Genomic DNA, 22,839 nt, shown 5'->3' with positions numbered 1-22,839 from the left:
GTTCATCCCATCATCCATGTGGCGCTTGTGTTCCGCCATCCATGGCTCCACAAATTTTCAGAAGCCCCACCCCAACGGCCCCCTCTTCAATATTGGTGATAGGCTGCGAATAACAGAATCTGGAACAGCTTACTGAAGGGTATGGGAGTTGGCACCAGAAGGTACTTTCCAAAAATGTCGGAGGCCATGGATGGCCGGAGAGAAGCGCACATGGATGTGCTCGTAGCGGTTTTTGGAAAGTACCTTCTGGTGCCAACTCTTGCGCCCAATCACAAGAACAGGAACTCCAAAACATAACGGAGAGAAACAACGATGACACAACGGGTATTTATAACCGGCGGGGCCAGTGGCCTGGGCCGGGCGATTGCATTGCGGTATGCCAAAGAAGGGGCCAAAGTCTGCATCGGTGACATTAACCCGGAGCAGGGTGTGGCCGTCGAGGCGGAACTGAACCAGGCCGGTGGCGAAGGTTATTTCGTGGAATGCGATGTACGCCGCCTGAGCGACTTCGAGAAAGTCCGTGATGACCTGGTCCAGAAATGGGGTGGAGTGGACGTAGTCGTGAACAACGCCGGCGTTGCCTCCGCAGGCTCCATTGAAGACACCACCATCGGTGACTGGGAATGGATTCTCGACATCAACGTACTGGGCGTCGTGCGTGGCTGCAAAGCCTTTACCCCGCTGTTCAAGGAACAAGGCTCCGGCGCGTTTGTGAATGTCGCCTCCATGGCCGGGCTTATGCTGGCGCCATTGATGGACAGCTACAATGTTTCCAAAGCCGGGGTGATAGCCCTGTCGGAAACCCTCAGCCAGGAATTGCGTGATTCCGGCATTCACGTCAGTTGCGTGTGCCCGGCGTTCTTCCAGACCAACCTGGCCAGCACCATGCGTTCGGATATTCCCGGTATTCAACAGAACGTGAACAAGCTGATGAAGCGCTCCAGCATCACCGCCGAAGACGTGGCCGAGGATATCTTCCGCAGTGTGAAAGACAAAGACTTCTGGGTACTGCCCCACGCCAAAGAGCGCCGCATGTGGATGCTCAAGCGCCACGCACCCTGGGCGTTTGACTGGCTGATGCACCAGGAAACCAAGCGCTGGATGAGCAAGATGGGTAGCAAGGCGAACGCCTGAACACATCACAGGAGAGATTGAATGACACAGATCGACCAGGCCGTAGACATCCGTGAAGGCGAAGAGCTGGATATCAGCGCCGTCGACCAGTTCATGAAGAAGGCCATTCCGGGCCTGGAAGGCCAGCCGAGCATCAAGCAGTACCCCGGTGGTGCGTCCAACCTGACCTATCAGGTGGATTATGGCGACCAGTCCTACGTGCTGCGCCGGCCACCGTTCGGCAAGATCGCCAAGTCCGCCCACGACATGCTGCGGGAAGCGCGGGTGATGGAGGCGTTGAAGCCAGTCTATCCCTACGTGCCCAACATTGTTGCCATTTGCGACGATCACAGTGTACTGGGGTGTGATTTCTATGTAATGGAGCGCCTGAAGGGCATCATTCTGCGCCAGGATTTCCCGAAGGATTTGGAATTGAGCGCCGAAGACACTCGCAAACTGTGCCTGAACGTGATCGACAAGCTGGTGGATCTGCATACGGTGGACGCCAAGGCCGCAGGCCTGGACAAGCTGGGCAAGGGCGCGGGTTACGTGCAGCGGCAGATTGGCGGCTGGAGCGACCGCTTCCGCAAGGCCCGTACCGACGATGTCGGTGACTTCGAAGAGGTCATGGCCTGGCTGAACGATAAGATGCCGGATGATATCGCTCAGGTGGTTATTCACAACGACTACCGTTTCGACAATGTGGTGCTGAACCCGGACAACCCGTTTGAAGTGATTGGCGTGCTGGACTGGGAAATGGCCACTATTGGTGATCCGCTGATGGACCTGGGCAACAGTCTGGCCTATTGGATCGAAGCCGACGATGAAGGCCCGTTCCAGATGCTGCGGCGCCAGCCCACGCACCGGCCGGGCATGCTGACTCGTAAAGAAGTGGTGGACTACTACATGGAGAAATCCGGCTTCCGGGCGGAAAAGTTCGACTTTTATGAAATTTACGGGCTGTTCCGCCTGGCGGTGATCATCCAGCAAATCTACTACCGCTTTTATCACGGCCAGACCAAAGACAAACGCTTCGCCGCCTTTGGCCACGCCGCCAACTATCTGGAGAAACGGTGCCAGCGCCTGATTAGCGAGAGCACCCTGTAATGGCCACGATTTATCTGGTGCGCCACGGTCAGGCCAGTTTCGGCAAGGAAAACTACGACCAGCTCTCGCCGCGAGGCTGGGAGCAGGGCAGGATTCTGGGCCGCTGGCTGGCGGGCAAGGTGGAGCCGGGTGCTGTTTTTGGCGGTAACCTGCAGCGCCATCGGGAAACTGTGGAGGCGATCACTACCGGTTACGGTGTCAGCCTGCCGGATATGCAGGTGCTGGAAGGCCTGAACGAGTTTGATCATCTGGAAGTGGTGGAGCGCCTGCGCCCGGAATGGGCGGATAAACAGGTAATGGCGCGAGACCTCGCCAGCTTTCCCAAACCTGCAAGAGCCTTCCAGCAGGCTTTCGAGAAGGCAGTGACCCGCTGGGTGAGTGGCGAGTTCGACCAGGAATACAGCGAAACCTGGAACGGATTCCGGCAGCGGGTTGGCCATGCACTGGATCAGCTGATTGAACTGGCCGATGGTGCCGATGTGATTGTGTCCACCTCTGGCGGCCCCATTGCGGTCATTGCCCAGCGCCTGCTTGAACTGTCAGACCGCAAGGCGCTGGAGATGAACAATGTGATTGCCAACACCAGCGTGTCCCGCATTCTGTATTCCGGCCCCCGGCGCAGCCTGGCCGTATTCAACAACTATAGCCACCTGGAAGCGGAAGACCCCGCCCTGGTGACATTCCGATAAGCTGAGGGAATTCCATGAGCAACAAAAACCTGTTCGACCTGACTGGCAAAGTCGCCCTGGTAACTGGCGCCAGCCGCGGTATCGGCGAGAGCATCGCCCGCACGCTGGCTCATTACGGTGCTCACGTGATTGTCAGTAGCCGCAAGATTGACGGTTGTGAGGCCGTGGCCAGCAGCATCCGGGAAGACGGCGGCAGCGCCGAAGCCTTCGCTTGCCACATTGGTGAGATGGACCAGATTGAAGCGGTGTGGGAACACATTGCCAAAGAGCACGGCAAGCTGGATATCCTGGTCAACAACGCTGCCGCTAACCCGTACTTTGGGCCGGTGGAAGATACCGATTTAGGTGCCTTCAACAAAACCGTAGACGTGAACATCCGCGGCTACTTCTTCATGTGTGCCCGTGGCGCTCAGCTGATGAAAAAGAACGGAGGCGGTTCTATTGTGAACGTGGCGTCGGTTAACGGCGTAAACCCTGGCCACTTCCAGGGCATCTACTCGGTGACCAAGGCGGCGGTGATTTCCATGACCAAGTCCTTCGCCATGGAGCTGGGCCAGCAGAATGTGCGGGTGAATGCCTTGTTGCCGGGCCTGACCGATACCAAGTTCGCCAGCGCCCTGACCACCAATGAGGCCATCAAGAAGCAGGCCATGGCCCATATCCCGATGAAGCGTGTGGCGGATCCCGATGAAATGGCGGGTACCGTGCTCTATCTGGTATCCAATGCCTCAAGCTACACTACCGGAGCATGCATTAATGCGGATGGTGGTTACCTGACGGTCTAACAACAGGCTGATACACAAAAGGGCCGGGTGATGCGGAGTCAGCCGGCCCTTTTTCGTTGGTATCGCGATCAGTTTCTAGCTGCAGGTGAGCGCTGCGAAATCTCCGTTCAGCTCACTGGCCCTGGCCAGCAGGTGATCCTGATGCCGGGTGTCTCCAGCCTGCAGAAGGTCGTGCATCAAGCCGGCCATGGCCACCCGGCTTTCGGCCAGCATAGCCTGGTATTCGGCGCCTCTGGCGCGCTCTGAGTGAACCAGCAGCTCGTTCACCTGTTCAGCAAAGCCGGGCTGGCGTCGCTGTTCCAGTGTGACGAGCAATGCCAATTGCCAGTTTTTCCGCCCCGCTAACCAGATTTCCGTTTGCTGGCCACGATCCGCTGACCAGTTTTCGACGATGGACCGCTGTTCCTGGTTCAGGTCGCCAAGCCATCGCTCAATACGCTCGATAGTCCGTTCAGCACGCGCCCGGGCGGTTTCAGCGGACGTTCCCTCCAGCATTTCCTGTTCCAGCTCCCGCTGCTTCTCCGCCATGTTTTCGCCAAGTTCCGCTACCTGCTCATCCGACAGCGAGGACAGCAGATTGATGGCTACCGGAGCGGCCCGTTCCAACAAATCGGGCAGGAAGTCCATCAGTTGTTCCTGGTGGAACAGAACCGTGGCCTCGCTCGGCGTTCCTTCCGCCAGATCTGATTTCAGGACTGTCAGCCATTGCCTGTAACGGGGCAGCTCGGCTGAGCAGTGCCACTGCCTGAGTAATTCCAGATCCTGATTCAGCTGCACTTCCTGCTCACTGGTCAGGCTAATGTAATCCTCTACCCACCAGACAACGCCCCAGTCGGCGTAGCGGTAGGCGAGGCGCGTCTGACTGCAGCCCGCCAGAAATATCAGCAACGCCAGGCCGACCAGCCAGCAGGCGCGAATTATTCGGGGCGTTGAGTCATCCATTACCTGTGCTCCTTGGTAAAAAGCCGTATGGAAAAACGTTGCATGCTCACTAAGATGTTGCAACTTATGATCGGCAGCATTGTCTTTTTCCTACGCTGCGGGCGCCTGATTGGATTCGGTACTGCTCCATACATCAAAACCGGGAAGATAAGCATGTCCAGTTACAAGCAAACGCGTGTGCGCCAGTTCGTTTTTGCCTTTTATATGTCCGGCATCATGTCGCTGTTGATGTCCGGGATTATCACCCTGATCAACACCGGCCTGACTGACGGATTTTCCCATCGCTGGAGCGCAGCATTTGCGGTCGCCTGGACGGTGGCCTTCCCGCTGGTCAGCTTTATCGCACCAATGGCAGGCAAAATGGCGGACTGGACCATGGCCCGATTGTTTTCCAAAGAACGCCGGCCAGACTGATAAAGGCACTGTATCGCTGTAGTTCACCTTACAATTGTTCGCTGTAATGTAAAAACTGTAAATCCGTTTCTCTCTCCTTTCCGTAATTTACTTTCGACACTGGTCAGGGACTGAATCAGTGCAGGTTCGAACCACTTTAACCTGGTAATCAACCCTCCAGACGAGGCACGAAAAATGAAAGCAAAATACGCTTTACCCATGGTTTTAGCGGGCAGTGTCATGCTATCCGGTTGTTGGCTTGATGACGATGATAACGACGATAACGGCACTACCGAGGCTGCAACGCAAAGCATCCTGGAAATCGCTGTTGAGAATGCAAACACGACGATTCTGGAAGCTGCCGTTCTTGAGGCCGATCCATCCATCGCGGAACTGCTCGGTGGAGATGACCAGTTAACGGTGTTCGCACCGACAGACGCCGCCTTTGAAGCCCTGTTGGGCGACCTGGGACTTACAGCGGAACAGTTGTTAGCCAACACGGAGTTATTAAACGCGGTTCTTACCTACCATGTCCTTGCAACGTCTGTGGGTGAAGTGAAGGCTGCTGCTGCGATCAGCGTCGCGCAAAGCCCGGTCCCACAAAACCTCGTTCCAACCGTGAATGGTGAAAACGTCGCGCTGTCGATTTCACAGGAAAGCGGAGAAGACGTGCTGTACGTCAACACGTCTCGAGTGACGGGGCCAGATGTAGACGCCACCAATGGTGTTATTCACATTATCGACAAAGTGCTGCTTCCGCCTCCGAGCGATCTCAGTGATACAGATTCAACGATTGCAGAAATCGTAACCGCGCTGGCAGGGGCTGAGAATGCGGAGTTTACAACGCTACTTGCTGCACTCCAGACCCCTGGTGCGGCCGCGTTGCTCACTGCAGCTTCGGACGTTGATGCAACCTTGACGGTGTTCGCGCCAACAGATGCCGCTTTTGAGGCGCTACTGACGGATCTCGGTATTACAGCCGGCGACTTGCTCAATGATCCGAATCTGCCAGCCATTCTGAGCCAGCATATTCTCGGAACTACGGTCGGCTCTCTAACGGCATACGCCTCTAACGGCGGAACTGTAACAACATTGGCCGGCAACAACTTGAACGTTGATATACAGGACAACGCTCTGGTTATCGAGGGTAGTACCGTCGTCGAAGCTGATGTTGAGGCGTCTAACGGCGTGATTCATGTGATCGACGAGGTAATTTTTACAGTCGACTGACAGACGAAACACGCTTTCTTTGTATAAAGCATGAGTGCCTGGCCGGCTGCTGCAGCCGGCCTTTTTATATTGACTTACTGAATCGAAGACGCAGGATTTTCGTCGGCAGACCGGGATAAGGTCATGCCCACGGGAGGCCGGAAATGCAGAGAGTAGAGTACCCGATCCAGAACCGCCTGACCGTTCCAGGCCGGGTCGTTGTTCACAATACCGACAATGGCCCAGGTAGTGTTGTTATCGTCGCGGGTGAACCCCGCGATTGAGCGAACATTCTCCAGATAACCGGTTTTGATTCGGCCTTCGCCATCCATACCGGTGTTGCGAAGCCGGCGCGCCATGGTTCCGTCCATGGCGATAATGGGCATTGAGGCCATCAGGTCAGAGGCGTAGGGGCTGTCCCAGGCCTGTTGTAGTATCTGGGCGCCTTGCCGGGCCGTGATGCGACCATGGCGGGTGAGCCCGGCGCCATTGTCAATCACCATGCCTGCGGTGTTGATGCCCATATTCTCCAGCCATTCGTACACTGTGCGGATACCGGCTACCCGGTCGTCTTTGTCATCTTCCTTGCGGAACTCGGCGCCAATGGTCAGCAGCATCTGGCGGGCCATGACGTTGCTGCTCCATTTGTTGATGTCTCGCACCATGGAAACCAGATCGGGTGAGGTGGTGCGCATGATCAGCCGTGCGTCTTCCGGTGTGCCCTCAAAGCGGTCGCCACCACTGACAATAATGCCCATTTCCGATAGCACAGAACGAATCACGGAAGCAGAGTACCGTTCGTGCGGTAGCAGAGACAGATAGGTGGTGCTGCGGCAGCCTTGCGGTAACTGTCCGGTTACCCGAACCGTTACTTGATGGTTTTCATGAAATACCGGCTCCCAGTCAAACCGGCTGCGGGCAGGGCAGGGACCTTCCGGTAATGCGGTTACCCGGTTATCAATGGAGACTTCGCCCAGATCCGGGGTTGTCCAGGCCTGTGTTCCACGCTCATCGGCGCGCACCTGAAAATGCAGCAGATTCAGGTTGGTCAGATAGCCGGAGGGTTCCACCAGAAAGGGCGCGTGGGGGTTATCGCCGTTATCCTCGAACGTCGGGAAACCGCCGTCGACGCGGAAATAGCTACCGTCAAGCACCAGGTCGCCTTCAATACGGTTAATGCCCATGCTCTTGAGTTCACGCAGGGTGCTCCAGAGCCGTTCCAGAGTCAGTTTGGGATCGCCGCCGAAGCGTACGTAGAGGTTTCCTTCAAGGCTGTCGCCCACCATCATGCCGTCTGTGAGGAAATCGGTCTTCCAGTGGTGGGTAGGGCCCAGGAGTTCCAGGGCAGCATAGGTGGTTACCAGCTTCATGATGGAGCCCGGGCTCATCAGTGTGTCAGCGTTTACATACTGCTCAATGCCGGGGCCGTTGAGGGGAATAACGGCAACACTCAGAGCTTCATCGCTGTTCAGGGATTTGCTGGCGTAACTTCGGATCTGGCTGGCCCAGTGACGGGAGCTGGCAAAGGCCTCTTCCGCAGAGGTCTGTTCTTGAGCGAAAGCCTGGCTGAGCGGGGCGCTGGCCAACGCGATGGCCAGCGCCACTGCTCCTGACGCAAATCTGCCTGTGGCAAGGCTTTTGCCCGCCTGCAACCCCTGAGTATTCATGACCGGAATCCGTTGTTGTGTTCTCTTTGTACAATAGCCCATTCTTTGCGTATGTACTATGCAGAAAAGCTATACATGACGTTAAAAAATGGCAGTAGAGTCTTTGTTTATATTGAGTTTTTGTGACATCGAGTAAGTGGCCTGAAGAATCAGTGAGTTAGTATGACGCCGGCACAGGGGCCTGCGGGCCAATGGGCACAGATTCTCCTGTGGGACAATGCAGAAAATGACGAAAACAAGGGAACGATCATGTTAAAAACTCTGAGACATCAGGTGAATGTGCTGGAATCGGTGGCCACTTCCTCTTTTGCAGCCTGGCGCGGGTGCCTGGTTATCAAGGCTGTTCCGCAACCTGAAAAACCGCTGGTTCTCTACGACATTGAAGCCTGTCCATACTGCCGACGTGTTCGTGAGGTACTGACGGCATTGCATCTGGACGTTGAGATCAGACCTTGCCCGAAGGGTGGTCGGGTATTTCGCCCGGAAGCCGAGGCCCTGGGGGGCAAGCAGCAGTTTCCCCTGCTGCATGACCAGAACACCGGCGAAGTGTTGTATGAATCCGAGGCGATTATCGAGTATCTGTTCCGCCAGTATGCGCATCGTTCCGTGCCTCGCTACTACCAGGGCCGTCCCTGGCAACCGGCTCTCGGCGCTGCAGGCTCCGGGGCCAGTGAACTTCGCGGGATGCGTGCGCGGCCAGCCCGGCGCCCTGAGCAGGGGCTTCACTTGTGGAGTTTCGAAGGCAGCCCGTTCTCGCGCCTGATTCGGGAACGACTCTGCGAAAACGAGATTCCGTACACCTTGCATAATCTGGGCAAGGAACACTGGACCGAAGTCGGACCTGCCCGACAGCGCATCAAACCCGGTCCGTACCGGCCCATTCCTGGCGGCAAGCGGGACGCGTTTTTCCAGCAACATGGCCGGGTGCAGGTGCCCTATCTGGAAGATCCCAATAGCGGGGAGGGGTTGTTTGAATCGGCTCGCATTCTTGCTTATCTGGAAAAAAACTACGGGTAACGAGTTTGCGGAACCGGGGCTGCTAATCCGGCTGCCAGCCGGTATCATCTGCGCGAACAGTGAGCCTTCGCGGAGCCAGGAGTGTTATGTATACCGGCCAGTGCCTTTGTGGTGATATCCAGTTTGAATACGATGGCCCGATTGGGCCTATAGCGCTGTGCCATTGCAGCCAGTGCCGTCGCAATCATGGCAGTGCCTTTTCAGCCAGTGCGCCGGTTCAGGCGGTCCGGTTCCGATTTACGGCCGGTGAGGACCGGATCACCGAATTTGAATCCCGGCCCGGCAAATACCGGGCCTTCTGTAGCCGTTGTGGAAGCCCTCTTTACAGCCGGGTCGATGCTATTCCGGGCATCCTCAGGCTGCGAATTGGCGTGATCAATGAGCCGCTGGGAAAAAAGGCGGCCCAGCATGTTTATGTGGGGTCGAAATCCGACTGGTTCGAGATCACCGACAACCTTCCGCAGTTCGAAAAAACCGAAAGAACCAACGACCCGCACTGAGCCTCAATCCGCCGGCACTATCCGGTATACCTTGCCGTTATCGGAGTCGGTCAGCAGCCAGAGTGCGCCGTCTGGCCCCATACGCACATCGCGGATACGTTCACCCAGGTCGGTGAGCAGATCTTCCTCCTCGATGACTTTTTCTCCGTCCAGGGACAAGCGCACCAGTTTCTGAAGCTTCAGGGCGCCGACAAACAGATCGCCCTGCCACTGCGGGAACAGATCGCCGGTATAGAACGCCATGCCAGAGGGCGCAATGGACGGGTCCCAGTAATGCAGTGGTTCTGTGATGCCTTCCATCGTGGTACGACTGGAGATCGGCAGGCCCGAGTAGTCAATACCGTAGGTGACCTTGGGCCAGCCATAGTTATTACCCGCGCGAAGGATGTTGACCTCATCGCCGCCCCGGGGGCCATGTTCATGGCTCCAGATCTCACCGGTTTGTGGGTGCCGGGTCATGCCCTGAATGTTGCGGTTGCCATAGGTGAAGAAAGACGCGTTGAAGCCGCTTCGATCGGCAAAGGGATTGTCCTCTGCTGGCTCACCGCTAATGGTGATTCTGTGAACGCCGCCGGCATCGTCCGCGGTATCCTGGGCACGATCCATTTCACCCCGGTCACCAACTGAGATGTATAGATTGCCGTCGCGATCAAACTGCATCCGGCCCGCGAAGTGCCGGCTGGTGTTTGAACGGGGAAGAGCCTCAAAGATCACCTCGACATCTTGCAAAGAGTCGTCAGCCAGAGTTGCCCGGGCAACCCGGGTGGTCATGCCCTCGCGATTACGGTGCGCGTAGCTAAGGAACAACAGCCGGTTAGCCTCGAAATCCGGATGCAGCAGTACATCCAGCAGACCACCCTGGCCCGAAACGACTAGCTCCGGCAGGCCTTTGACTGGTTCACTGCGAAGTTGCCCATTTTCCAGAATTCGCAAACGGCCCTCCCTTTCAGTAATCAGTGCAGACCCGTCGGGCAGAAAAGCGATGGCCCAGGGGTGTTCCAGCCCCGCGGCTACGGTTTCCAGATGAAAGTCTGCCTTTTCGGATTGAAAGGTCTGGTTTGCCTGTGTGGCCAGGGCTGCCGAGACCAGTAAACTGGCCAGGCTCCACTTCCAGAATTTGCGCTTGAACATATCCGTCTCCGCCTCTCTGCTGTTTTTAGAGATCTTCAGCACCTGCAATAACCATAGCAGGTCGTGGTATTGCGGCCGATGCGAGCCTCTGGAGATATAGAGTTTCGTGATAATTCCAGATCATTTGCATTTGGTGTTTCAAATCTAAACTATTCGCATTAACATGGTGGGGTTTAAAAATGACATGGTCTTAATCAACCAAGGAGCCGTTAGATGTCTCTGAATCCGGAGCCCCGATTTAGAAGAAAAACCCTGATCACTGCCATGATGTGTGCGACTCTGCCAGGACTGGCAGCAGCGCAGGGCAGCGAACCGAAGGCATTGGAAGCCCTGGATGTTACCGCAAGCCGTGGCCAAGTGGCCTCGGAAGCGACGGAGAGTTACATTAGCGGTGCCAGCACAACCTCCATGAAGATGGAGCTGTCACACCGGGAGGTCCCCCAAGCCGTCACGGTCATTACCCGCGAACAGATGGACGATTTCGCCCAGAACGACATCAACAATGTTCTGGAAGGCACCACCGGTGTCACCGTAGAGTCGGTGGAAACAGACCGCACGTACTACACCTCACGTGGTTTCGATATCAACAACTTCCAGTACGACGGTGTTGGCATGCCGGCGGTATATGACAACGTTCAGGGTGAGCTGGACACCGCCTTCTTTGATCGCGTGGAGGTGGTTCGGGGCGCCAACGGTTTGATGACCGGTTCCGGCAGCCCGGCCGCCACAGTCAACTTTATCCGCAAGCGCCCAACCGCTGACACCAATGCCTCGGTTGCGGTGACTGGTGGTTCCTGGGACAAAAAACGGATTGTCGGTGATGTTTCCGGTGCCGTGTCTGAATCCGGTGCGGTGCGCGGCCGGGTGGTTGCCGGTTATGAGGACAAAGGCTCCTACCTTGACCGGTATAACAACGAAAAGCAGATGTTCTACGGGGTGCTGGAAGCAGACCTGACCGATACCACGTTGCTGACGCTTGGCCACGCCGTTCAGACGTCTGATACAGACAGTCCGTTGTGGGGTGCGCTGCCTTTGTTCTACTCCGATGGCTCAGCGACGGATTTTGCGCGTTCAACCAGCACGGCTTCAGACTGGTCCTACTGGGACAACACCCAGCACAACAGCTTTGTTGAATTGCGTCAGGAGCTTGCTGGTGGCTGGAGAGCCACGGGCACGGTGTTCCGGCTGGAGAATGAAAGTGAGTCCGAACTCTTTTATCAGTATGGTACTCCGGATCGCCAAACGGGTGAGGGACTTAAAGCCTACCCCAGTCAGTACGACCTGGATGTAGAGCAGTGGGTCGTGGATGCATACGCTACCGGCCCGTTCCAACTGGCTGATCGAACCCATGAGCTGGTTTTGGGGGCATCCTGGTCTCGCTCAGAGACGGTGGACGAGTCTCGCTATGGCCGCGGCATCGGGACTCCCTTGCCACCGCTCAGTGAGTGGGATGGGAACTACCCCAAGCCTGCTTTCGATAATGGTGTTGGCGGCTCTGACTGGACCGACCGCGAAACGTCCACCTATGCTGCCGCTCGTTGGTCCCTGACCGATCAACTCACCGCCATTACAGGGCTCCGTCTGACCTGGCTGGATAACAAGGGCGAAAGCTACGGAGCGACCAAGGAAAGTAGCTACGATGCCGTAGAAACACCCTATGCAGGTCTGATCTACGACATCAATGACGATCATTCGGTCTACGCCAGCTATACCGAGATTTTCACTCCCCAGACTGAGGTGGACATCAATCGTGATCGACTGGATCCGATTGACGGGGTCAACTACGAGCTGGGCCTGAAAAGTGAGTTTCAGAACGACCGTGTGAATACCACTATTGCTTTGTTCCAGACTGAGCAGAAGAACGTAGCCGAGGCAGAAGGCGTGTTCGCCGGAACCAATGATTCTTACTACACCGCTGTGGATGGGTTGACCAGCCAGGGTGTGGAAGCCGAAATAGTGGGTGATCTCACCGACCGAATCCAGCTCTTCGCCGGTTATACCTATGTGGATATTGAGGACAAGGATGGTAAAGGGGCCAAGTCCTTCGTGCCAGAGCATCTAGCCCAGTTGCGCGCTACCTGGAAGGTGCCTGGGGTCGAAGGATTCAAGCTTGGTGGCAAGGTACGCTGGCAGTCTGAGATTACCCAGGAACAGGGTGTTGCTACCACCGGCCCGAATGCTGGTGAGACCATCGTCACAGAGCAGGGGAGCTATGCGGTGCTGGATCTGATGGCAAGCTATGATTTCGCCCGAGACTGGAATGCAACCCTGAACGTAAACAACGTTACCGACGAGAAGTACATCGAGAGCCTGAAGAAATTTGGTGCCTCGGCCCAGGGTTTCTACGGTGAGCCGGCCAATGCCAGCCTGACCGTTTCCTGGGTGTATTAAGCCGGGCTAGGGCAGCCGGCGGTGCTGGCTGCCCTGGTTGTTTCAGCCCATGCGCTCTTTACGATAGATCCCGCATGTCCCGCAATAGCCACCTTCTGGCAGCAAGTACTTGAGGCAGCACCCTTTGCGCTGCGGAATGGCGCACAGCTGTTGGCTGAATTCTGCCGGAATCCAGTCAATGTATCGGTTGGCTTCGCATGTGAACTGCGCCAGCCAGCTACCGGCCTGTTTACACAACTCTGCCGGATTAACCCGGTTCCACACCACCGAATAGGGCGCACCCAGCGCCAGCCCGACACTGCTCCAGTAGGCCCCCGGACTAACCCCGAAATGCTGCCGGAACACACCGTACCAGTCTTGCATCTGTTCACTGAGAATTCTTATGAACGCCTCAGGCTCCAGGATCTCCTGTTCACCGGCCGCATATTGCCAGCGAGACGGGTCCGCTGGTGTTGATGTCGTCGGGCACAGGAAAACCCGCCGGGGATCGAGTGCAGCACTGCTGCCATCCCTGAACAGCCGGATCACCAATGGTCCGATAATCTGAAGTGCCAGGCTCTGGTGCAGGACAGAAAGCCGCGCCTTGCGGAGTCGCGGATGATCGGCATCCTGATAGTCCTTGAGGACCTGTTGTTGCAGAAGGTCTGGATTTGCCAGTAGCTGGGCCAGGGAGAACAACGCGGGTTGTTCGCGGTTGGCGGGTGTCAGTGCGCTGTCCATCAGAGTGGTAGCGTCAAGGTCGTGGCGGGCCAACAGATTGTGGTAATCCGTCAGCCATTGCGTTGCTGTCTCAGCCGCGACCATGACGGCTTAGCCCCCACAAGAAGTACAAGCCGCCGACCAGGGCGGCCAGCAGCCCCGCGGGTAGCTGATTGGGATACACCAGAACCCGGGCCAGGTAGTCGGCCAGTGAAAGCAGTAGGCCCCCTGCCAGGGCTGCGACCAGCATTTGCCGGCCCACGGTCTGTTGTCCCAGTACCCGGGCCAGGTGCGGGGCGATCAACCCGACGAAGCTTAATGGCCCGATCACTACAGTCGACGCCGCGGTCAGCACGGCAGCCAGCACCAGTAGAAGAAGTCGCGCCCGTGGCACCCGCAGTCCCAGGGCAGAGGCGGATGTTTCGCCCAGGGGCAGCAGTGTGAGCGGTCGCAGGGCAAGCAAGAGCAAGGTCGAAAGGCCTACCACCAGTGCCAGTAGACCGAAGGCTTCGGATTCCGAGATCAGCCAGGTGGAGCCGTACATCCAGTTCAGCAGGCGCGCTGCAACGGTGCCGCCAGAGGCCATCACCAGTCTCAGGCCGGCATCCATGAAAACGTACAGTGCCAGGCCGCCAAGCAACAGCTGGTTGCCCGCGAACTGGTGCTTGCGGGCCAGCAGCAGTAACAGGCCCAGAGCGCCGGCGGCACCCGCCGTGGCCGCCGCCAGTTGGCCAAGGCGGCCAATTTCAAGTCCGGTCAGGACCATAACCACCATCACCAACGCTGCACCGCCACTGATGCCGAGGAGCTCCGGACTGCCCATGGGGTTGCCGGTCATCCGCTGAATCAGGGTGCCGGCCATACCCAGAGCCATGCCGGCAAGGATAGCAGCCATTAATCTTGGGCCTCGCCATACCCAGGCGTCTGTCCACTGCGCCAACGGGGTCCAGTTCCAACCTTCAAGACCCGGAGACCAGCTCATGGAAAGAATGATCGTCAGGGCTAACAGAGAGCACAGAGTTCCGGCAACCAACAGCGGGCTTCGGCGGCGCGGCAGAAAGCCCGCAGGTCCGTTGCCCTGGTCAGGCATATGGTGAGTGTTTCGGAACCCCTGAAGCGCCAGAAGGATAACCGGGCCGCCAATGAGAGCGGTGGTCGTGCCGGTCGGCACCAGCGAGCCGCCATCCCAGGCAGTCGCCCATTGTGCCAGAGTATCCGCCAGTAACAGCAGGCCGCCACCAGCCAGTGTGCTCCAGAACAGCCGTTCGGTCAGTGTTCTGGCGCCCAGCAGTTTTGCCAATACTGGTGCTGCCAGGCCAACAAATGCGACAAGACCAACCCGGCTCACCACCACGGAGCTCATAAGTACCACAAGGAAAAGTGCAGCGGCGCGAAGTAACGACACCTTTGCTCCCAGCGAATCTGCTGAGGCCTGACCAAGCTGAAGCAGCTGTAGCGGGCGCATCAGTGCCAGCATGAGCGCGGCAATAACCAGCACCCGGGGAAGCAGATCAAAGAATGGGGTCCAGTTATTCTGTACCAGAGATCCCGCGCCCCAGATAAACAGATTACCGAGCCACTCACCTTTCAGAAGCAGGAAGGCCATGTTGATGGCGCCGAGAAAAAAGGTCACCACCAGCCCGGCCAGAATCACGGTGACAGGTGAGAAGCCAAGCCGCCAGGTGAGCACTATTACCAGGCCGATGGCGAGCAAGCCACCGGCTACTGCGGCAAGATCAGGGCTGAAAGCCAGCAAACCAGGTGCAAACAGGGTGGCAAAGGTAACACCGAATTGTCCTCCGGCTTCGACCCCGAGGGTAGTGGGTGAGGCCAATGGGTTGCCAAGTACCTGCTGGGTAACAGCTCCTGCCAATCCCAGTGCGCAGCCAATCAGTATCGCGATGGAGACCCTCGGTGCCCAGCTGAAGTGGGCCAGAACGGAAGTGTACTGATTGCCATCAAAGGTCCAGAAAGCGGCGAGAAGCTGTGAAAAGTGCAGTTGGTCGAACCAGGGTAAGGCGCTGGCGCTGAAAGCGGTAAGCCAGAGTAGCGCGACCGCAATCGGAAGCCTGGCGGGAATCTTCGGGCGACTGACGGTGTGCAGAGCGGATTCAACGGCGGACATTGTCACTGCCCCCTTCAATCAGAGCGTTGGTCAGGGCAATGGCCAGGCGCTTCACCGGATAAACCCCACCAAAAGGCCAGGCAGCGGGAATCCGGTAGATCTCGTCGTTCTGTACCGGTGGCAGGTAGGTCCAGAAGGGACTGTTAGCCAGACTGTCAGCCAGGCCCGGAACCAGTGGCTCTATCACCACGATGCGGCTGTTTCGTGCATCTGCCACAGATTCAAGGCCTATGGCTGAAAACCCCCAGTAGTTGCCTGGATCTGACCAGGCATTGGTAAGCCCAAGGTTTTCCAGGGCAGTCTGGAACAGACCGTTGGGGGCATAGATGCGGACATGGCGGTCATCCAAAAAGTTCACCAGGGCAACCGGCTTCTCGGTAATGCCAGCCCGCTCCAGGCGCTCCCTCTGTTGACGAAAGGTCTGTTCGATATCGGCCAGTACCCATTCGGCCCGGTCGATCCGGTGGGTGATTTCGCCCAGGGTTATCAGCATTTCCCGGGCCCTGTCGAATGGACGGGCGTCTTTTTTATACACGCTGATGACGTAGGTTGGCGCAATCCGCTCCAACAGTTCGGCCGCGGGAGCCATTTCGGTGCTGGTGACGATCAGGTCGGGTTTCAGTTCTGCGATTGCCTCCAGACTGGGCGCGACCCTGGTGCCGACATTGGCGACACTGTCAGGCAGTTCCGGCTCCTGTACCCAGGTGTGATAGCCGGCTTTGTCAGCCACGCCAACGGGGGTGATGCCCAGTAATAGCAGCGTTTCAGTGGCGGCCCAGTTCAGCGCGATAATGCGTTCAGGAGGGGCTTCAAGGGTTAGTGTGCCGCCTTCGTGTTGCCAGGTCTGGGCGGTTCCTGCGATCGGCAGCAGAAAGAGCAGCGCGCCGAGCATCATGGCTTTCGTGTTAATGGACATAGGAAACCCATTGCCCCGGCGCCCGCTCCATCACCCCCATGGGAACGCTGTAGATGGACTCAAGAATCTGGCTGTCCATGATCTCTGCCGGAGTGCCATCGGCCACCACCTGGCCCGCTTTCAGGGCCACCAACCGGTCGCAGAAGCGGGAGGCCAGATCGACATCGTGCAGTACCACAATCACGGTCAATTCGCGCTGGCGGGCAAGGCGCTGCACAAGGCGCAACGTTTCTACCTGATGCTTTACATCCAGGGCGGAGATGGGTTCGTCCAGCAGCAGGCAGCGTGTTTGCTGTGCCAGCAACATGGCAATCCAGGCGCGTTGGCGCTCGCCACCAGAGAGGGTGTCGACAGAGCGGTGTTCAAAAGGTTTGAGGTCGGTGTCTGCGATAGCCTGATCAATCAGCGCGTAATCCGCATCGCTGTAGCGGCCAAGCGGGCCTCGCCAGGGGTAGCGGCCCAGCGCGATCAGCTCCCGGACCGTCAGGCCATCGGTGCCCGGCGGGTGCTGGGGCAGGTAGCCGACAATCCTGGCGAAAGCGCGGGCGCCCAGACTTTTCGCAGTGTTACCCTCAAGCCTGACATCACCGGCACTGGCTGGAATCTGCCTGGCCAGTGTCTTTAACAAAGTGGATTTCCCCGAGCCGTTATGGCCAAGCAGGGCGGTCACCTGGCCTTCGTTAAAGGCCAGGTTAATGTTATGAAGGATAGCCGTGCTACCAATGTGAACGGCGAGATCGCGGACATCAAAAAACGCGGACATTCAGATTCCCCTGTTTCAGTGGCTGGCAGGATAATCTAAATGCGAATACCTATCAATAATAAACGGTAAACAGCATTACCTTCTCACGCCTGACCTGTTTGCACGCGCCACTGCGCGGCGTAAGCTCCGTTATTGCGTATCAGGCTGTCGTGATCGCCTTCCTCAACAATCCGGCCATTCTCGACCACGGCAATGGTGTCCGCATCCACAATGGTGGAAAGCCGGTGGGCAATCATAATGACGGTGCGGTTATGGCCAATGCGCTTGAGTGAGCGCTGAATGGCGGCTTCGGTTTCGTTATCCACGGCACTGGTTGCTTCGTCCAGAACCAGAATGGGGGGATTCTTCAGCAGCGCCCGGGCCAGGGACAGCCTTTGACGCTGGCCGCCCGAGAGGCGAATGCCCCGCTCACCGACGGGGGTGTCCAGACCTTGCGGTAGTCCCTCAATGAAGGACCAGGCCTCGGCAGTCCGAGCGGCCTCCATGATCTCTTCTTCGCTTGCTTCCGGTTTGCCGTAGGCGAGGTTGTCACGGATGCTGCCTTCAAACAGATAGACATCCTGGCTGACCAGTCCAATGGCATCGCGCAGGGACTTCAGACTGACCTCTCGGATGGGCTGGCCGTCAATGCGGATATCACCATGGGCGGGGTCATAGAATCGCAATAACAGTTTGATCAGCGTGGACTTGCCGGAGCCGGTTGCGCCCACCAATGCCAGGGTATTGCCTGCCGGAACGTTCAGGGTAATGTCCTGTATACCCGCGCCACTGCCAGCGTAACGGAAGCTCACCTGGTTGAATGAAACCTTTCCGCGAACGGGTTGTTCCAGGGACTTGCCGGCTTCATCCCGGACGTTTACCGGTTCGGCGAGCAGATCGAGAATCCGTCGGGTACTGGCCATGGCCCGTTCAAACAGGTCGATCACTTCCGCCAGGCCGGTCAGGGGCCAGAGCAGGCGTTGGGTGAGGAACACCAGAACCCCGTAAGCGCCCACGTTCAGGCTGCCTTCCAGCGCCATCATGCCGCCAACCGTGAAGGTAGCCAGGAAACCGGCCAGAATGGCCATGCGAATCACCGGAATAAACGCCGAACTGATGCGAATGGCGCGGCGGTTCGCATCAACATAGGCTTCGCTCGCGTCCTTCAGGCGTTTTGCTTCGCGCTGTTCGGCGGTGAAGCTCTTGATCGTGGCGATGCCACCCAGATTGTTGGCCAGGCGGCTGGAGAGGTCGCCTACTTTCTCCCTTACGTCTGCGTACAGCGGACCGGCTTTGCGCTGGAAATAGAAGGCGCCCCAGATAATCAGGGGAATCGGTGTGAACGCCAGCAGGGCAATCAGTGGCGACAGCACAAAGAACACGGCACCCACAGCTACTACGGTAACCGCTACCTGGATCATGGCATTGGCGCCGCCATCCAGGAAACGCTCCAGCTGGTTTACATCGTCGTTCATGGTGGCGACCAGTTGCCCGGAGCTGTTCGCCTCAAAGAAACTCATGTCCAGACGCTGGGCGTGTTCATAAGCGTCTTGCCGGAGATCGGACTGTAGTCGCTGGGCCAGGTTACGCCAGAGAATCTGGAACAGGTACTCAAACAGCGACTCGCCCGCCCAGATGAAGAAGGTGAGCACCGCCAGGATGGTGATCTGCTCCTGAGCAGTCTCAAAGCCCAGGCCGGCAACGAAGCTTTCCTCCTGGTTCACCACCACATCAATAGCGACACCAATCAAAATCTCCGGAGCAATGTCGAAGAGCTTGTTGATAATGGAACAGGTGGTGGCCGCAATGATCTGGCGCCGGTAACCACGCGCATATCGAAGCAGGCGGCCGAGAGCCGCGAAGCTGCTGGTAGGCTGGGCGCGTGTGGTCATGTTCCGCTTCCTTCTGCTGTCTGGTTGTCAGAGGCGGCAAGGGTAGCGGATTCTTTTTGCTTTTAAAACAGAATCATTTTCATTTGGTGGTTTTCCTGAAGTTATTGATCCAGGGGGTCGATGCCTTTCGTAAGCGCAGTAGTTTCCCCTACTTTTGCCAACGGTGTAGCTGTTGACGCTACACTGAAAAGTCCCGAATAAACGCGAAGGAGGTGTTCAATGCCGAAGCGGTATCAGGATTTTCATGTGCAGCCGCTGGCCGGCGAATGGCGTGAGGGTAGCGGTGAAAATCTCCGCTCCGTACGGAATCCATTCACCGGCGAGGAGTTGGTATCCATCAGGCTTGCCAACTCGGATGACCTCGATAAGGCCTACCGCGCGGCGGAGGCTGCTCAACAAGAGTGGGCCGAGCGTGCACCTTCCGAACGGTCCGCAGTCTTGCTCCGGGCCGTATCGATCTTCGACGAGCGTAAAGACGAAATCATCGACTGGTTGATTCGTGAATCTGGCAGTACCCGCCTGAAGGCGATGGTGGAGTGGGGAAGCGCCCGGGCAATCACCCAGGAAGCAGCCAGCATGCCGGCCAGGGCTCACGGCTATACCATGGCCAGTGATATTCCGGGCAAGGAAAGCCTGGTCTACCGGCGGCCATTGGGGGTGGTTGGTGTGATCAGCCCCTGGAACTTTCCCCTGCACCTTTCACAGCGTTCCGTAGCACCGGCGCTGGCGCTTGGTAACGCGGTAGTTATCAAGCCTGCTAGTGATACACCGGTTACCGGCGGCCTTTTGCTGGCCCGTATTTTCGAAGAAGCCGGGCTGCCTGCGGGGGTGCTGAACGTTGTGGTGGGTGCCGGTTCGGATATTGGTGACGACTTTGTGGCCCACCCGACCCCGGCGCTGATTTCGTTTACCGGATCGACTCCGGTGGGCAAAAACATCGGCCGCATTGCCACCGGCGGCGACTACATCAAGAAAGTCGCGCTGGAACTCGGTGGTAACAGTCCCTTTGTGGTGCTGGATGATGCCGATGTGGAGCAGGCCGCGAAGGCTGCTGTGTTCGGTAAATTCCTGCATCAGGGCCAGATCTGCATGGCCATTAATCGGATTATTGTCGACCAGAGCCGCTACGATGAATTCGTGGCCGCTTTTGTCGCCCAGGTCAAAACGCTGAAGGTGGGCGACCCTTCCGACATCGAAACGGCTATCGGCCCGATCATCAACCAATCCCAGCTTGAAGGCCTGCAGAAAAAGATTGCAGACGCCAAGGCGCAAGGCGCTACCGTATTGCTTGAGGGCGATGTGAGTGGACAGGTGCTTCCTCCCCATGTATTCGGTGATGTGACGCCGGATATGGAGTTGAGTGCCGAAGAGATCTTCGGGCCGATTGCCGGCATCCAGAAAGCCCGGGACCAGCAGCATGCCCTGGAGCTTGCCAATGGTACCGAGTCTGGTTTGTCCAGTGCGGTGTTCAGCGGCGACCCCGAGCGCGGTTTGAGCTTTGCCAGAAAGGTGCGGGCGGGGATGACCCATGTGAACGATATGCCGGTGAACGACGAAGCCGCCTTGCCGTTTGGTGGCGAGAAGAATTCCGGACTGGGCCGTTTTAACGGTGACTGGGCCATCGAGGAATTCTCAACGGTGCAGTGGGTCAGTGTGCAACGCACACCCAGGCAATACCCGTTCTGAACCGGCGCATTTTCTGAATTGAGCGAGCCCCGGCCCAGTCTGTCGGGGCGTTACTGTGTACAAGGAGACTTCCATGGAAATCAAAGCTGCAGTAACCCACAAACAGGGTGAGGCATTCAAACTGGAGCCGGTGCACCTGGCTGATCCGGCGCTCGGCGAGATCCGGGTCCGGATTGTGGCAACTGGCGTGTGCCACACCGATGCCGTGGCACGGGACCTGGGTATTGCCCCTTTCCCGATCGTTCTGGGCCACGAAGGCGCGGGTGTGGTGGATGCCGTGGGCGAGGGCGTGACCGACCTGAAACCGGGCGATCACGTAGTGTTGTCATTTGCCCATTGTGGCGGCTGTGGCAACTGCCTGACTGGCCACCCGACGGTATGCGACACCTTCAACGACCTGAACTTTGGCGGTGCCATGGACGATGGCAGTCGCCGGTTGAGCCAGGGTGACCAGGAGCTGGCGACGTTTTTCGGTCAATCCTCCTTCGGCACCTATGCGGTGGTCAGTGCCCGTAACGCCGTGAAAGTGGACCCCGAGGTGGATCTGGCCCTGCTGGGGCCGCTGGGCTGCGGTATTCAGACCGGAGCCGGAACCGTGCTGAACCGCCTGAAGCCGGATTTTGGCTCCAGCATTGTGGTGTACGGGTGCGGTGCGGTTGGCCTGAGTGCTGTCATGGCTGCCCGTATTGCCGGTTGCCAGCACATTGTTGCCGTGGATGTTCACGACAGTCGCCTTGAGCTGGCTCGGGAACTGGGTGCCACCCACGCGTTCAATGGCAAGACCACGGATGTTGTTGAAGAGGTAAGAAAACTGACCGGCGGGGGCAGCCACTTTGCTGTGGAAACCACGGGTGTGCCGCAAGTGGTGAAGCAGTCTCTCAATGCCTTGAGGCCTCTGGGAACCTGCGCTATTGTTGGCGTGACTCCGGAAGTTACCCTGGATGTTCACAACGATCTTATGGCTGAGGGCAAGAGCATGATCGGCGTGATTGAGGGCGATTCCGTGCCGCGGGTATTCATTCCGCAGCTGATTGCCTACTTCAAGGCGGGGCAATTCCCGTTCGATAAACTGGTTCGGTATTACGAGTTTGACCAGATCGACCAGGCCTTTGAAGATTCTGCCAGCGGCAAAACCATCAAGCCGATCCTGAAGATCGGTTGATCCCTTCCCGCCAGAGGCTCCGGGCCTCTGGCGATTCTCCCGACTTTACTTCCCGCGCGTGTTTTTCTGCAGCCATCGGTCCAGCTGGTCGGCAAATTCCTTGCGATCGGCCTGGCCAAACGGGGCCGGGCCACCGGTCACCTGGCCGGCACTGCGCATCTCTTCCATGAAGTTACGCATGGCTAGGCGCTGGCGGATATTCTCTTTGGTAAAGGCCTGTCCCCGGGGGTTGAACACGTCGGCGCCTTTTTCGATGGCTTCGGCGGCCAGAGGAATGTCCTGGGTAATCACCAGATCGCCTTTGCTCATCTGGTCCATAATTTCGTTGTCTGCAACGTCGAAACCGTGTGGGACTTGCCGGCGGCTGATGTGTGGGCTTGGTGGCAGGCTGATGGCGTGGTTAGCGATGAAGGTGGTCTGGATTTGCCAGCGGGTGGCGGCACGGCAGAGAATTTCCCGGATGGGAACGGGGCAGGCATCGGCGTCGACCCAGATTGGCATTTCGGTTTTCCTTCGTTGGTTTGGCTGTTGGTCAGTTTAACCTTTCATGGGGTGAGCCTGTTAGTTTGGTTCCGCGTATTGGCTATTAGGTGGTAAGACATTGGGTACCTGTGTCATTGGGGGTTACTTTCCAAAAACCGCTACGAGCACATATATGTAGACCTCTTGTTGC

20 protein-coding genes are annotated in these 22,839 nt (G+C 57.6%); 11 read left to right on the top strand and 9 right to left on the bottom strand.

Going from position 1 to position 22,839, the window contains the following annotated elements; all coding sequences use genetic code 11:
- Nucleotides 1-312: 312 nt before the first annotated feature.
- The 4 genes from Q669_RS13930 to Q669_RS13915 are packed head-to-tail and all read left to right on the top strand — an operon-like array spanning nt 313 to nt 3,694.
- Nucleotides 313-1,134 (top strand): SDR family oxidoreductase, encoded by an 822-nt coding sequence (locus tag Q669_RS13930; RefSeq protein ID WP_011785673.1) that lies wholly within the window; start codon nt 313-315, stop codon nt 1,132-1,134.
- A gap of 21 nt (nt 1,135-1,155) precedes the next feature.
- Nucleotides 1,156-2,220 (top strand): phosphotransferase family protein, encoded by a 1,065-nt coding sequence (locus Q669_RS13925; protein WP_011785672.1) that lies wholly within the window; start codon nt 1,156-1,158, stop codon nt 2,218-2,220.
- Nucleotides 2,220-2,909, top strand: a complete 690-nt coding sequence (locus tag Q669_RS13920; RefSeq protein WP_014420800.1) for a histidine phosphatase family protein — start codon at nt 2,220-2,222, stop codon at nt 2,907-2,909. Before Q669_RS13925 ends, Q669_RS13920 begins: the two co-directional genes overlap by 1 nt.
- 14 nt (nt 2,910-2,923) lie before the next feature.
- The gene (locus Q669_RS13915; protein ID WP_022992742.1) at nt 2,924-3,694 is read left to right on the top strand and encodes an SDR family oxidoreductase; all 771 of its coding nucleotides are present in this window, start codon (nt 2,924-2,926) and stop codon (nt 3,692-3,694) included.
- A gap of 75 nt (nt 3,695-3,769) precedes the next feature.
- Here Q669_RS13915 and Q669_RS13910 read toward each other — a convergent pair whose 3' ends face one another.
- Nucleotides 3,770-4,636: a DUF6279 family lipoprotein gene (locus Q669_RS13910; RefSeq protein ID WP_011785669.1), complete on the bottom strand. Its 867-nt coding sequence runs from the start codon at nt 4,634-4,636 to the stop codon at nt 3,770-3,772.
- A 27-nt stretch (nt 4,637-4,663) separates the two neighbouring features.
- On the opposite strand from Q669_RS13910, the gene Q669_RS13905 reads away from it, so the two are divergent.
- Together Q669_RS13905 and Q669_RS13900 are read left to right on the top strand one after the other, a co-directional pair.
- Nucleotides 4,664-5,050 (top strand): DUF2798 domain-containing protein, encoded by a 387-nt coding sequence (locus tag Q669_RS13905; RefSeq protein ID WP_227501110.1) that lies wholly within the window; start codon nt 4,664-4,666, stop codon nt 5,048-5,050.
- 174 nt (nt 5,051-5,224) lie between these two features.
- Nucleotides 5,225-6,259 (top strand): fasciclin domain-containing protein, encoded by a 1,035-nt coding sequence (locus Q669_RS13900; protein WP_022992740.1) that lies wholly within the window; start codon nt 5,225-5,227, stop codon nt 6,257-6,259.
- Between the two features lie 74 nt (nt 6,260-6,333).
- Here Q669_RS13900 and dacB read toward each other — a convergent pair whose 3' ends face one another.
- Complete coding sequence (gene dacB / locus Q669_RS13895; protein WP_022992739.1) at nt 6,334-7,905, bottom strand: D-alanyl-D-alanine carboxypeptidase/D-alanyl-D-alanine-endopeptidase; 1,572 nt, start codon at nt 7,903-7,905, stop codon at nt 6,334-6,336.
- Between the two features lie 249 nt (nt 7,906-8,154).
- On the opposite strand from dacB, the gene Q669_RS13890 reads away from it, so the two are divergent.
- A complete protein-coding gene (locus Q669_RS13890; protein WP_036149789.1) occupies nt 8,155-8,922 on the top strand; it encodes a glutathione S-transferase N-terminal domain-containing protein in 768 nt (255 codons plus the stop codon).
- 86 nt (nt 8,923-9,008) lie between these two features.
- Nucleotides 9,009-9,422, top strand: coding sequence for a GFA family protein (locus Q669_RS13885; protein WP_022992737.1), 414 nt, complete (start codon nt 9,009-9,011; stop codon nt 9,420-9,422).
- Between the two features lie 3 nt (nt 9,423-9,425).
- Here the strand turns inward: Q669_RS13885 and Q669_RS13880 are convergent, their stop codons facing one another.
- Complete coding sequence (locus Q669_RS13880; RefSeq protein ID WP_022992736.1) at nt 9,426-10,553, bottom strand: PQQ-dependent sugar dehydrogenase; 1,128 nt, start codon at nt 10,551-10,553, stop codon at nt 9,426-9,428.
- Between the two features lie 213 nt (nt 10,554-10,766).
- Between Q669_RS13880 and Q669_RS13875 the strand changes: the two genes are divergently transcribed.
- Nucleotides 10,767-12,944 (top strand): TonB-dependent siderophore receptor, encoded by a 2,178-nt coding sequence (locus Q669_RS13875; protein ID WP_022992735.1) that lies wholly within the window; start codon nt 10,767-10,769, stop codon nt 12,942-12,944.
- Between the two features lie 42 nt (nt 12,945-12,986).
- Here Q669_RS13875 and Q669_RS13870 read toward each other — a convergent pair whose 3' ends face one another.
- From Q669_RS13870 to Q669_RS13850, 5 genes are all read right to left on the bottom strand, one after another.
- Complete coding sequence (locus Q669_RS13870) at nt 12,987-13,748, bottom strand: (2Fe-2S)-binding protein (protein ID WP_022992734.1); 762 nt, start codon at nt 13,746-13,748, stop codon at nt 12,987-12,989.
- Complete coding sequence (gene fhuB, locus Q669_RS13865) at nt 13,735-15,768, bottom strand: Fe(3+)-hydroxamate ABC transporter permease FhuB (RefSeq protein ID WP_022992733.1); 2,034 nt, start codon at nt 15,766-15,768, stop codon at nt 13,735-13,737. The genes Q669_RS13870 and fhuB overlap by 14 nt, the downstream gene beginning before the upstream one ends.
- Complete coding sequence (locus tag Q669_RS13860; protein WP_022992732.1) at nt 15,755-16,684, bottom strand: ABC transporter substrate-binding protein; 930 nt, start codon at nt 16,682-16,684, stop codon at nt 15,755-15,757. Before Q669_RS13860 ends, fhuB begins: the two co-directional genes overlap by 14 nt.
- Complete coding sequence (locus Q669_RS13855) at nt 16,674-17,447, bottom strand: ABC transporter ATP-binding protein (protein WP_022992731.1); 774 nt, start codon at nt 17,445-17,447, stop codon at nt 16,674-16,676. The genes Q669_RS13860 and Q669_RS13855 overlap by 11 nt, the downstream gene beginning before the upstream one ends.
- 83 nt (nt 17,448-17,530) lie before the next feature.
- A complete protein-coding gene (locus tag Q669_RS13850; protein ID WP_022992730.1) occupies nt 17,531-19,318 on the bottom strand; it encodes an ABC transporter ATP-binding protein in 1,788 nt (595 codons plus the stop codon).
- Nucleotides 19,319-19,537: 219 nt separating this feature from the next.
- Between Q669_RS13850 and Q669_RS13845 the strand changes: the two genes are divergently transcribed.
- Both Q669_RS13845 and Q669_RS13840 read left to right on the top strand, forming a co-directional pair.
- Nucleotides 19,538-21,004 (top strand): aldehyde dehydrogenase family protein, encoded by a 1,467-nt coding sequence (locus tag Q669_RS13845; protein ID WP_022992729.1) that lies wholly within the window; start codon nt 19,538-19,540, stop codon nt 21,002-21,004.
- 73 nt (nt 21,005-21,077) lie between these two features.
- A complete protein-coding gene (locus Q669_RS13840; protein WP_022992728.1) occupies nt 21,078-22,166 on the top strand; it encodes an NAD(P)-dependent alcohol dehydrogenase in 1,089 nt (362 codons plus the stop codon).
- Nucleotides 22,167-22,211: 45 nt separating this feature from the next.
- Here the strand turns inward: Q669_RS13840 and Q669_RS13835 are convergent, their stop codons facing one another.
- Nucleotides 22,212-22,667, bottom strand: coding sequence for a YaiI/YqxD family protein (locus Q669_RS13835; protein WP_022992727.1), 456 nt, complete (start codon nt 22,665-22,667; stop codon nt 22,212-22,214).
- Nucleotides 22,668-22,839: the final 172 nt, after the last annotated feature.

Origin of the sequence: Marinobacter sp. C1S70, from assembly GCF_000475355.1 — a bacterium.
Classification (GTDB): Bacteria; Pseudomonadota; Gammaproteobacteria; order Pseudomonadales; family Oleiphilaceae; genus Marinobacter; species Marinobacter nauticus.
The sequence above is the reverse complement of the archived record's forward strand: the minus strand, read 5'-3'. Positions and strand labels throughout refer to the sequence as shown.

Bases quoted from the DNA above. Each gene is read 5' to 3' on its own strand.
- Q669_RS13855 (WP_022992731.1), bottom strand. From the start codon at position 17,447: ATGTCCGCGTTTTTTGATGTCCGCGATCTCGCCGTTCACATTGGTAGC.
- Q669_RS13930 (WP_011785673.1), top strand. From the start codon at position 313: ATGACACAACGGGTATTTATAACCGGCGGGGCCAGTGGCCTGGGCCGG.
- dacB (WP_022992739.1), bottom strand. From the start codon at position 7,905: ATGAATACTCAGGGGTTGCAGGCGGGCAAAAGCCTTGCCACAGGCAGA.
- Q669_RS13890 (WP_036149789.1), top strand. From the start codon at position 8,155: ATGTTAAAAACTCTGAGACATCAGGTGAATGTGCTGGAATCGGTGGCC.
- Q669_RS13910 (WP_011785669.1), bottom strand. From the start codon at position 4,636: ATGGATGACTCAACGCCCCGAATAATTCGCGCCTGCTGGCTGGTCGGC.
- Q669_RS13885 (WP_022992737.1), top strand. From the start codon at position 9,009: ATGTATACCGGCCAGTGCCTTTGTGGTGATATCCAGTTTGAATACGAT.
- Q669_RS13875 (WP_022992735.1), top strand. From the start codon at position 10,767: ATGTCTCTGAATCCGGAGCCCCGATTTAGAAGAAAAACCCTGATCACT.
- Q669_RS13915 (WP_022992742.1), top strand. From the start codon at position 2,924: ATGAGCAACAAAAACCTGTTCGACCTGACTGGCAAAGTCGCCCTGGTA.
- Q669_RS13845 (WP_022992729.1), top strand. From the start codon at position 19,538: ATGCCGAAGCGGTATCAGGATTTTCATGTGCAGCCGCTGGCCGGCGAA.
- Q669_RS13905 (WP_227501110.1), top strand. From the start codon at position 4,664: ATGGAAAAACGTTGCATGCTCACTAAGATGTTGCAACTTATGATCGGC.
- fhuB (WP_022992733.1), bottom strand. From the start codon at position 15,768: ATGTCCGCCGTTGAATCCGCTCTGCACACCGTCAGTCGCCCGAAGATT.
- Q669_RS13870 (WP_022992734.1), bottom strand. From the start codon at position 13,748: ATGGTCGCGGCTGAGACAGCAACGCAATGGCTGACGGATTACCACAAT.
- Q669_RS13835 (WP_022992727.1), bottom strand. From the start codon at position 22,667: ATGCCAATCTGGGTCGACGCCGATGCCTGCCCCGTTCCCATCCGGGAA.
- Q669_RS13850 (WP_022992730.1), bottom strand. From the start codon at position 19,318: ATGACCACACGCGCCCAGCCTACCAGCAGCTTCGCGGCTCTCGGCCGC.
- Q669_RS13920 (WP_014420800.1), top strand. From the start codon at position 2,220: ATGGCCACGATTTATCTGGTGCGCCACGGTCAGGCCAGTTTCGGCAAG.
- Q669_RS13880 (WP_022992736.1), bottom strand. From the start codon at position 10,553: ATGTTCAAGCGCAAATTCTGGAAGTGGAGCCTGGCCAGTTTACTGGTC.
- Q669_RS13925 (WP_011785672.1), top strand. From the start codon at position 1,156: ATGACACAGATCGACCAGGCCGTAGACATCCGTGAAGGCGAAGAGCTG.
- Q669_RS13840 (WP_022992728.1), top strand. From the start codon at position 21,078: ATGGAAATCAAAGCTGCAGTAACCCACAAACAGGGTGAGGCATTCAAA.
- Q669_RS13900 (WP_022992740.1), top strand. From the start codon at position 5,225: ATGAAAGCAAAATACGCTTTACCCATGGTTTTAGCGGGCAGTGTCATG.
- Q669_RS13860 (WP_022992732.1), bottom strand. From the start codon at position 16,684: ATGTCCATTAACACGAAAGCCATGATGCTCGGCGCGCTGCTCTTTCTG.